The organism is Kitasatospora sp. NPDC059722 (assembly GCF_042733235.1).
GTDB lineage: Bacteria > Actinomycetota > Actinomycetes > Streptomycetales > Streptomycetaceae > Kitasatospora.
In genome coordinates, this window is record NZ_JBHWGD010000097.1 from 10,405 (window position 1) to 20,659 (window position 10,255).

Consider the following 10,255-nt stretch of genomic DNA (forward strand, 5'->3'; position numbering starts at 1 on the left):
GCGCGCCCGCCGCGCGGGGTCCGGCCTTACGGCCCGCCGCGGCCGGGCCGGCCCGCGCGGGGGCGCCCCGGGGCCGGCCGCCCCACCTCGCGGTCCAGTCGCGGCCGGGGTCGCTGTCCCCTGCTGGCCGGCCGCGGCACCCGCGCACGGTCCCACGGCGCGCCGCGCCCGGTCTGGCCGGAACGACGGCGGCGCCACGTGCGCCGGTGGACTGGAATGGAGCTCCACGCGTGGTCCTGCGTGACGCGCGGCGGCGCCCCGCGCCCGGGGCGGAGGCGGCGCGTCTGGCGGGCGCGGCGCGGTCGCACGTCGTGTGAAGCAACGAAGCGCGAGCCCGTCCGGTCACGGCCGCTTGGACGTGCAGACGAGTGAAACCGGGCAGCCCGGTAGAATCGGGCTCAGACACCCCCACCCGTCGCCGTCGTGGCCCCTGCCCGGGACGCGTGCCGAGCGACACCCTCGATACCGCTGCCGGAAGGCCGTCTGTGTCCGCTGCAATTCCCGTCCAGTCCGTACCTGAGACCGACACCGTGCTGGTCGTCGACTTCGGTGCCCAGTACGCCCAGCTCATCGCCCGCCGGGTGCGTGAGGCCCGGGTCTACAGCGAGATCGTGCCGAGCTCCATGCCGGTCGCCGAGATGCTCGCCAAGAACCCGAAGGCGATCATCCTGTCCGGCGGCCCGTCCTCGGTCTACGAGGAGGGCGCGCCGCAGCTCGACCGTGCGATCTTCGAGGCCGGCGTCCCGGTGTTCGGCATGTGCTACGGCTTCCAGCTGATGGCCAAGACGCTCGGTGGCACCGTCGACAACAGCGGCGCCCGCGAGTACGGCCGCACCCCGCTGACCGTCAGCCGCTCCGGCTCCACCCTGTTCGAGGGCGTCCCGGCGAAGCACTCGGTGTGGATGTCGCACGGCGACGCCTGCTCCGCGGCGCCCGAGGGCTTCACCGTCACCGCCTCCACCGACGTGGTGCCGGTCGCGGCCTTCGAGAACGACGAGGCCCGGCTCTACGGCGTCCAGTACCACCCCGAGGTGCTGCACTCCGACCACGGCCAGCAGATCCTGGAGCACTTCCTCTACCGCGGCGCCGGCCTCGCCCCGACCTGGACGACGGGCAACGTCGTCGAGGAGCAGGTCGCGCTGATCCGCGCGCAGGTCGGCACCAAGCGGGCGATCTGCGGCCTGTCCGGCGGCGTGGACTCCGCGGTCGCCGCGGCCCTGGTCAACAAGGCCATCGGCGACCAGCTGACCTGCGTCTACGTCGACCACGGCCTGATGCGCAAGGGCGAGACCGAGCAGGTCGAGAAGGACTTCGTCGCGGCCACCGGGGTGCAGCTGAAGGTCGTCGACGCGGCCGAGCGCTTCCTGGACGCGCTGAAGGGGGTCACCGACCCCGAGGAGAAGCGCAAGATCATCGGCCGCGAGTTCATCCGGGTCTTCGAGCAGGCCCAGGCCGAGATCATCGCCGAGGCCGGCGAGCAGGGCGAGTCGGTCGACTTCCTGGTCCAGGGCACCCTGTACCCGGACGTCGTGGAGTCCGGCGGCGGCACCGGCACCGCCAACATCAAGTCCCACCACAACGTCGGCGGCCTGCCCGAGGACCTCCAGTTCCAGCTGGTCGAGCCGCTGCGCAAGCTGTTCAAGGACGAGGTCCGGATGGTCGGCCAGGAGCTGGGCCTGCCGGAGGAGATCGTCCAGCGCCAGCCGTTCCCGGGCCCGGGCCTCGGCATCCGCATCGTCGGCGAGGTCACCGAGGAGCGCCTGGACCTGCTGCGCGAGGCCGACGCCATCGCCCGCGAGGAGCTGACCGCGGCCGGCCTGGACCGCGAGATCTGGCAGTGCCCGGTCGTGCTGCTCGCCGACGTGCGCAGCGTGGGCGTGCAGGGCGACGGCCGCACCTACGGTCACCCGATCGTGCTGCGTCCGGTGTCCTCCGAGGACGCCATGACCGCGGACTGGTCGCGCCTGCCGTACGACGTGCTGGCCCGCATCTCGACCCGCATCACCAACGAGGTCCGCGACGTGAACCGTGTCGTCGTGGACGTCACCAGCAAGCCGCCGGGCACCATCGAGTGGGAGTAGGCACTCCCGCCGGCCCGGGTGTCCGACGCCGGACCGGAGCCTGAACGGCCGCGCCGTCGTTCCCTTGAGAGGGGGCGACGGCGCGGCCGTCGGCGGTTCCGGGGGGTCCGCGTGAGGTGGACCTCCCACCGAAAGCGTTCACGAGCGGGCAGAATGCGGACCGGACCTGTCAGGAGCGGCAGGCCGCGAGGGAAGGTGTGAGGCATGTCGGAGGCTGGCAACTCCGTGGCGGTCGGCGGGGGCGCGGCCGGACGGGCGGACCGGGCGGCCCAGCGGCGGGCGTTCGCGACCCGGTTCGCGATGCTGCCGCTGCGGCTCTTCCTCGGCGTCACCTTCGTCTACGCGGCCCTCGACAAGCTGTCCGACGCGCACTACCTGGCCGGGGCCGGCGATCCGGCGTCGTTCGTCTCGCAGACGCAGGCCGTCCGGGCCGCCAGCCCCGTCTCCTTCCTGCTCGGCCCCGCGCTGGACGCGCCGACCCTGTTCGCGCTCCTCGTGGCCTTCGGCGAGCTGGCCGTCGGCCTCGGCACGCTGCTCGGCCTGTGGGGCCGGGTGGCGGCGCTCGGCGGCGCGGCGATCAGCCTGAGCCTGTGGCTGACCGTCAGCTGGAACGTCTCGCCGTACTACCTCGGCAACGACCTGGTCTACCTGCTGGCCTGGACGCCGCTCCTGCTGGCCGGCACCCCGGAGCTCTCGGTGGACGGCTACCTCGCCCGGCGCGCCGGGCGGGACCGCGAGCGCGGGCTGGGCGAGGAGCACGTGCGGCGCCGGGCCCTGATGGACGGCGGGATCGCCGCCGTCGCGATCGGCGGCGCCGGGCTGCTGACCGGCTCGCTCACCCGGACCTTCGGGCGGGACAAGGCAGCGGCGCCGAAGCAGTCCGCCGCCCCGGTCGCTACCCCTTCCGCGCCCCCCGGGCCGGCCCCCTCGGTGGCCGCCGCGAGCGTGCCGGTCGGCGGCTCGGCCCAGGTCAAGGACCCGGCGACGGGCGACGCCGTCTACATCGTCCAGCCCAAGGCGGGCCAGTACTGCGGCCTCTCGTCGGTCTGCACGCACTCCGGCTGCGCGGTGGACGCCCCCAAGAACGGCCAGCTGTACTGCCCGTGCCACGGCTCGCGGTTCGACGCGGCCACCGGCGCGGTGGTCAACGGTCCGGCCACCAAGCCGCTCGCGAAGTACACCGTCACGAAGAGCGGCGACAAGCTGAACCTCGGCCCGCAGCAGAGCTGAGCCGCCGGGCAGTGGCTAGTCCCCGTCGTCGGACCGGCCGCGGCGGGCCACCGCCGCGACCGCGCCGGCCAGGCCGCCGGCGCCGAGCACGATGAAGGTGACGGGGATGACGATCCGTCCGTTCACCGACTGGTCGTTGACCGCCGCGACCAGGTAGACCACCGCGATCACGGTGAACAGCGCGCCCGCGATCAGCGAGAACAGGTCGATCCGGTGCTTCCTCACTTCTGGACCACCTTGATGTTGCCGAGTCCGACCTCCAGCATGAGGTCGAGCGTGCCCTTGGACGGCCGGTCGGTGCCGGGGTGGATCTCGTAGGTGTGGCGGCCGGTGCTGTCGTTCCCGTCGCTGCCGGGGACGCTGATGCTGCCGAGCGCCATCTGGGTGACCACGTTGACGGTGACGTCGGAGGGCACCACGACCGTCAGGTCGCCCGCGCCCATCTCCACCCGGCTGGAGAGCTCGGCCCCGGCCGGGTCGAGCGCGCTCAGGTCGAGCCGGGCCTGGCCGGCCCCGAGGCCGTACTTCTCCTTGAGCTGGGACGCCGAGGCGACCGTCCAGGTGCGGTCGCCGAAGGCGTTCTGCAGCGAGTTCGGCGAGCGGCCGACGAAGGCCAGGCCCAGGGTGAGCAGCAGGCCGATCGCGGCCAGCTTGCGGGCCCGGCCGAACTTCGCGCCGACCAGCAGGGTCAGACCGACCACCAGCAGGGCGGTGGCCAGGACGGTCGAGCTCACCACGGTGATGCTGTTGTGGCCGACGGTGGCGGACCAGACCGCGGCGCCCGCACCGATCGCCAGCAGGAATCCGAAGAAGCCGAGCGCCGAGCGTTCCTTCGGGTGACGGACCACGGTCGGCTTCGGCGGCGCCGCGGGGCCCGCCTTGCGCAGCGGATCCCCCTCCGGTAGGTCGGTGCGCTGCCACCACGGCTGGGACGGCGTGCCGGGCGGGGGCACCGGGGTGCCGTACGGGGGCGTGGCGCCGGTCTTCGGCGCGCCGCTCCTTGGCGGCGTGGCCGTGGCGCCGTACGGGTTCCGCTCCGGGTGGCGCGGGTCCCACAGGTAGCCGGTGGGGCCGGGGGCGGGGGTGTCCGCGGGGACGGTGCCGGCGGCGCTCCCCCAGCCTTCGGCCGGGGGGACCCCCATGGCGGCGTGCCGGGCGCGGGCCGACTCGTCCTGCGGCACGTCCTGCCGGGGCCAGACGTACGGGGAGCCGGGTGCCTCGGCCTCGGGGAAGTAGCGGTCGTACGGGCCGCCGCGGCGGCGTCCGCGGGCCCGGGCCTTGCGGCGCTCCGGGTCGTAGCGCACCGCCAGGAAGACCAGCCCGGCGAGCAGCAGCAGCGGGAGCATCTGGTCGCCGTCGCCCATCGAGGAGAAGAACACCCCGGTGCCGATGACGGTCAGGAGCACCGCGCCGACCGACTGGCCGTCCACCCGGCCGGTGAGCACCCGCTGGAGCTCGGTGCGCCCGCCGCGGCCGGCGCCCCGGCCGTCCGGCGAGCCCTCGGTCGGGACGACCAGCCAGGCCAGGCCGTACAGGAACAGGCCGAGCCCGCCGGAGAGGCAGAGCACGACGGTGACGACGCGGAAGACCACCGGGTCGATGTCCAGGTGGCGCCCGAGGCCGCCGCAGACGCCGGCCACCACGCGGTGGTGCTCGGCCCGGGTCAGCGGCGGGCGGTCGGGTTCCGGCGGGGCGGCGGGCCCGGCGTCCTGGATGCGGTGGTCCTCGGTCATGGGCACCATCCTCCCGGGCCGGGCCGCCGGGCCCAACCGGTACCAGCCCTGTCCGCACCCTGACTTGTCCCTGATAAGCGGTAGGGACCCACCCTGATGCGCCCGCGGGCGCCCGCGTGGAACCATCGGTGGCGTGGCAGCACCCGGTACCGATCCCCGTCCCCTCGCCCCCGACGCCCCGCCGCCGTCGGGCGGCGACCCGAACGCGTCCGACGGTGGCCGTCCGCCCTACCGCCGGCTCTACCGCAGCCCGCACGGGCGGATGCTCGGCGGCGTCGCGCACGGCCTCGCGGTGCACCTCGGGCTGCCGGTGCGGTGGGTCCGGCTGGCGTTCGTGCTGCTGTTCTTCGCGCAGGGGATCGGCGGGCTGCTGTACGCGGCGTTCTGGTTCGTGGTGCCGATCGGCATCGGCGAGCCCTCGCGGCGCGGCGCGCACTGGGTGTACGTCAACGGCACGTTCGTGCCCGCCGCGCAGTGGCAGGGGCCGAGCGCTCCGCTGACCAAACCGGGGGCCGGCACGGGCTGGGTCGGCCGGCTGCGCGAACTGCTCCAGCACGCCCTGCAGGGCGAGCCGGTCGTGCAGACCGCCGCCGCCACCGAGGGCGAGGCCTCCGCCCGCCCGGCCAAGGGCGGCCTCGGCCAGCTCGCCGCGCTGGTCATGGTCGTCATCGGCGTGATCGCGCTGCTCAACGTCCTCGGCTGGCAGACCGCCAAGCCGTACACCTGGCCGCTGCTGGCGATCGGCGTCGGCGTCGCGCTGGTGTGGCGGCAGGCCGACGACTCGCGCTGGCAGCGCTGGTTCGGCCTGGAGGAGGGGGAGAAGCGGCGCGGCGCCTACACCCGGGTCGGCGCGGGCGTCCTGCTCGCGGTGGCCGGCACGATCGCCCTGCTCGCGATGCAGACCAGCGACTCGACGCTCGGCTCGGTCATCGAGGCCTCGATCGCGGTGCTCGCCGGCGTGCTCGTGCTGCTCGGCCCGTACGGGCTGCGGCTCTGGCAGGACCTCGGGGCCGAGCGGACCGCCCGCATCCGCGCCCAGGAGCGCGCCGAGATCGCGGCGCACATCCACGACTCGGTGCTGCACACCCTCACCCTGATCCAGCGCCGGGCCGAGGACCCCAAGGAGGTGCTGCGGCTGGCCCGCTCGCAGGAGCGCGAGCTGCGGCTGTGGCTGTACCGCCCGGAGGCCGCCGCCGAGGCCGCGCCGGAGACGATGGCGGAGACCCTGCGCTCGGTCGTCGCCGAGGTCGAGGACCGGCACGGCGTCCCGGTCGAGCTCGTGATCGTCGGCGACTGCCCGATGGACGAGAAGATCGCGGCACAGATGCAGGCCGCGAGGGAGGCGACCGTCAACGCGGCCAAGTACGGTGGCGGGGGACCGGTCCAGGTGTACGCGGAGGTCGAGGGGAGGACGGTGTCGGTGTTCGTGCGCGATCACGGCCCCGGCTTCGACCCCGACACGGTGCCCGAGGACCGGATGGGCGTACGGGAGTCGATCATCGGCCGGATGAAGCGCAACGGCGGCACCGCCCGGGTGCGGCCCGCGCCGGACGGCGGCACCGAGGTCGAGCTGGAGATGGAGAGAACGAATGACTGAGGCAGCGCCGGAGCGCACCGCTCGGGTCGTGCTGGTGGACGACCACCGGATGTTCCGGACCGGGGTCAGGGCCGAGATCGGGCGCACCGCGGAGACCGGCATCGACGTGGTCGGGGAGGCGGACGACGTCGAGTCGGCGGTCCGCGTCGTCGCCGAGACCCGGCCGGACGTCGTGCTGCTCGACGTCCACCTGCCCGGTGGCGGCGGCGTCGAGGTGCTGCGGCGCTCGGCGGGGGTGATGACCGGCGAGCAGTCGGTGAAGTTCCTCGCGCTGTCGGTGTCGGACGCGGCCGAGGACGTCATCGGCGTCATCCGCGGCGGTGCGCGCGGCTACGTCACCAAGACGATCACGGGGAACGACCTGGTCAACGCGATCTTCCGGATCGCCGACGGCGACGCGGTGTTCTCGCCCCGGCTCGCGGGCTTCGTCCTGGACGCCTTCGCGGCCACCGACACCCCGCCGGTCGACGAGGACCTCGACCGCCTCACCCAGCGCGAGCGCGAGGTGCTGCGGCTGATCGCGCGCGGGTACGCGTACAAGGAGATCGCCAAGCAGCTGTTCATCTCGGTGAAGACGGTCGAGAGCCACGTCTCCGCCGTCCTGCGCAAGCTCCAGCTGAGCAACCGGCACGAACTCACCCGCTGGGCCACCGCGCGCCGCCTGGTCTGAGCACCGTCCGCACGAGCCCGTCCGCCCCCGGCCCCGCACCGATGGGTCTGCCCGGGCCGGGCGGGCTTGTCGGTGCGGGGCCATAGACTCGGAGTGCCATGAGTAGCCTCTTTGACGACCTCCCGCTCCCCGGTTTCGAGGCCCCCGCCGCCGGGTCGAAGCAGCCCGCCGCCACTCCCCTCGACGAGGAGCCCCCGCCGTTCGAGGACGACGTCCCGTACGACGCGTACGAGGAGGCGATCCCGGAGGGGCTCTTCCACACGGACCACGCCGCCGCGGCCGAGCGCGACGCCTGGTACCGCAACGGCGCCGCCCGGACGGTGGTCGACCCGGCCCAGCTGCTGGAGGGCATGAACGACCCCCAGCGCGAGGCCGTCCTGCACGCCGGCTCGCCGCTGCTCATCGTGGCCGGCGCCGGCTCCGGCAAGACCCGGGTGCTCACCCACCGCATCGCCCACCTGCTCGGCGCCCGCGGCGTGCAGCCGGGCGAGATCCTGGCGATCACCTTCACCAACAAGGCCGCCGGCGAGATGCGCGAGCGCGTCGAGCAGCTGGTCGGCCCGCGCGCCCGGGCCATGTGGGTCTCCACCTTCCACAGCGCGTGCGTGCGGATCCTGCGCCGCGAGTCCAAGGTGCTGGGCTTCACGTCCAGCTTCTCGATCTACGACTCGGCCGACTCCCAGCGGCTGATGTCGCTGGTCTGCCGCGACCTCGACCTGGACCCCAAGCAGTTCCCGCCGAAGTCCTTCACGGCGAAGGTCAGCAACCTCAAGAACGAGCTGATCGACGAGGAGACCTTCGCCGACCAGGCCGCCAACCCGATGGAGAAGAAGCTCGCCGAGGCGTACGCGCTCTACCAGCGGCGGCTGCGCGAGGCCAACGCGCTCGACTTCGACGACATCATCATGACGACGGTGAACCTGCTCCAGGCCTTCCCCGACGTCGCCGAGCACTACCGCCGGCGCTTCCGGCACATCCTGGTCGACGAGTACCAGGACACCAACCACGCCCAGTACATGCTGGTCCGGGAGCTGAGCGGCGGCTCCGTCGCCGCCGCGCCGAAGCGCACCGTGGACGGGGAGTTCGTGAACCCGGCCGCCGCGCACCTCGCCGAGGTGCCGCCCGCCGAGCTGTGCGTCGTCGGTGACGCGGACCAGTCGATCTACGCCTTCCGCGGCGCGACCATCCGCAACATCCTCCAGTTCGAGGAGGACTACCCGAACGCGACGACGATCCTGCTGGAGCAGAACTACCGCTCCACGCAGACGATCCTGAGCGCCGCCAACGCCGTCATCGAGCGCAACGCCAACCGGCGCGAGAAGAAGCTCTGGACGGCCGGCGACCACGGCGAGAAGGTCGTCGGCTACGTCGCCGACGACGAGCACGGCGAGGCCCAGTTCATCGCCGACGAGATCGACCGGCTCACCGACAAGGGCGAGGCCAAGCCCGGCGACGTCGCGATCTTCTACCGCACCAACGCCCAGTCCCGCGTGTTCGAGGAGGTGTTCATCCGGGTCGGCCTGCCGTACAAGGTCGTCGGCGGGGTGCGCTTCTACGAGCGCAAGGAGGTCCGGGACGTCCTCGCGTACCTGCGGGTGCTCTCCAACCCCGAGGACACCGTGCCGCTGCGCCGGATCCTCAACGTGCCCAAGCGCGGCATCGGCGAGCGGGCCGAGGCGATGATCGACGCGCTCTCCTCGCGGGAGCGGATCTCCTTCCCCCAGGCGCTGCTGCGGGTCGACGAGGCGTACGGGATGGCCGCGCGCTCGGCCAACGCGGTCAAGAAGTTCAACACCCTGATGGCCGGGCTGCGCCAGGTCGTCGAGTCGGGCGCGGGCCCGGCGGCGGTGCTGGAGGCCGTCCTGGAGGAGACCGGCTACCTGGCCGAGCTCCAGTCCTCCACCGACCCGCAGGACGAGACCCGGGTGGAGAACCTGCAGGAACTCGCCTCCGTCGCCCTGGAGTACGAGCAGGACCCGGGCGAGCGGCCGGACGCCGGCGAGGACGGCGCGCCGCCGGTCGGCTCGCTGGCCGACTTCCTGGAGCGGGTCGCGCTGGTCGCCGACTCCGACCAGATCCCGGATGCGAAGCAGTACGGGACCGAAGGAGGAAGCCCGGACGAGGACGAGGAGGGCCGGGGCGTCATCACGATGATGACCCTGCACACCGCCAAGGGCCTGGAGTTCCCGGTGGTCTTCCTGACCGGCATGGAGGACGGCATCTTCCCGCACATGCGGGCCCTCAACCAGGTCAAGGAGCTGGAGGAGGAGCGCCGCCTCGCGTACGTCGGGCTGACCCGGGCGCGCGAGCGGCTCTACCTGACCCGCTCGGTGCTGCGCAGCGCGTGGGGGCAGCCCGCGTACAACCCGGCCTCGCGGTTCCTGGAGGAGATCCCGGAGAACCTGGTGGAGTGGAAGCGGACGGGGGCGGCGCAGGCGCCGGCCGCGCGGGGCTTCTCCTCGGGCTCCTCGTGGGGCAAGTCCTCCTCCGGGGGCGGCGGTTCGCGGGCGGGCTCGTCGGCCTCGGCCTCGCCGAAGGCGGGCTGGGGGCAGTCGGCGCGGCGCTCGGGCAAGGTCGTGGAGCGCGAGGCCGTCTCGCTCGCGGTCGGGGACCGGGTCACCCACGACACCTTCGGGCTGGGCACGGTGGTCACCGTCACGGGTGTCGGCGACCGGGCCCAGGCCACGGTGGACTTCGGCACGGAGGGGCGCAAGCAGCTGCTCCTGCGCTACGCGCCGGTGGAGAAGCTCTAGTGCCACCGCGCTGGCAGGCCCGGGCCCTTCGAGCCGGCCCGGCCCGCTAGCGCGGGTCCAGGCCGTTCGAGAGGAACCACGGCAGCGGGTCGACGGCGCCCCGGCGCCGCGGCCCGCGGTGCCATGTGAGTTTCGGGGCGGTGGGGTTTGCTCGGGTGGGGCGCTAGCGAGCTCTGGGGGCCGGTCGAGAC

General features: G+C 73.6%; 7 protein-coding genes. 5 read left to right on the top strand and 2 right to left on the bottom strand.

All coding sequences use genetic code 11. The features are described from left to right. The first annotated feature begins 485 nt into the window (after positions 1 to 485). Together guaA and ACFV4F_RS36295 are read left to right on the top strand one after the other, a co-directional pair. Positions 486 to 2,081: a glutamine-hydrolyzing GMP synthase gene (gene guaA, locus ACFV4F_RS36290; RefSeq protein ID WP_380438959.1), complete on the top strand. Its 1,596-nt coding sequence runs from the start codon at positions 486 to 488 to the stop codon at positions 2,079 to 2,081. A 204-nt stretch (positions 2,082 to 2,285) separates the two neighbouring features. After that, positions 2,286 to 3,311 (top strand): Rieske 2Fe-2S domain-containing protein, encoded by a 1,026-nt coding sequence (locus ACFV4F_RS36295; protein WP_380509175.1) that lies wholly within the window; start codon positions 2,286 to 2,288, stop codon positions 3,309 to 3,311. 15 nt (positions 3,312 to 3,326) lie between these two features. On the opposite strand, the gene ACFV4F_RS36300 is transcribed toward ACFV4F_RS36295, so the two are convergent. Continuing rightward, the gene (locus ACFV4F_RS36300; protein ID WP_380438963.1) at positions 3,327 to 3,536 is read right to left on the bottom strand and encodes a hypothetical protein; all 210 of its coding nucleotides are present in this window, start codon (positions 3,534 to 3,536) and stop codon (positions 3,327 to 3,329) included. After that, on the bottom strand, positions 3,533 to 5,044 hold the full coding sequence (locus ACFV4F_RS36305) for a PspC domain-containing protein (RefSeq protein ID WP_380509177.1): 1,512 nt from the start codon (positions 5,042 to 5,044) through the stop codon (positions 3,533 to 3,535). The genes ACFV4F_RS36300 and ACFV4F_RS36305 overlap by 4 nt, the downstream gene beginning before the upstream one ends. A 133-nt stretch (positions 5,045 to 5,177) precedes the next feature. Between ACFV4F_RS36305 and ACFV4F_RS36310 the strand changes: the two genes are divergently transcribed. The 3 genes from ACFV4F_RS36310 to pcrA all read left to right on the top strand — a co-directional run bounded on the left by ACFV4F_RS36310 (position 5,178) and on the right by pcrA (position 10,064). Further along, on the top strand, positions 5,178 to 6,641 hold the full coding sequence (locus ACFV4F_RS36310; protein WP_380499233.1) for a PspC domain-containing protein: 1,464 nt from the start codon (positions 5,178 to 5,180) through the stop codon (positions 6,639 to 6,641). Further along, complete coding sequence (locus ACFV4F_RS36315; RefSeq protein WP_329927624.1) at positions 6,634 to 7,311, top strand: response regulator transcription factor; 678 nt, start codon at positions 6,634 to 6,636, stop codon at positions 7,309 to 7,311. The genes ACFV4F_RS36310 and ACFV4F_RS36315 overlap by 8 nt, the downstream gene beginning before the upstream one ends. Before the next feature lie 98 nt (positions 7,312 to 7,409). Beyond that, entirely contained in the window at positions 7,410 to 10,064 is a 2,655-nt protein-coding gene (gene pcrA, locus ACFV4F_RS36320; protein ID WP_380438971.1) for a DNA helicase PcrA, read from the top strand. Positions 10,065 to 10,255 lie beyond the last annotated feature (191 nt).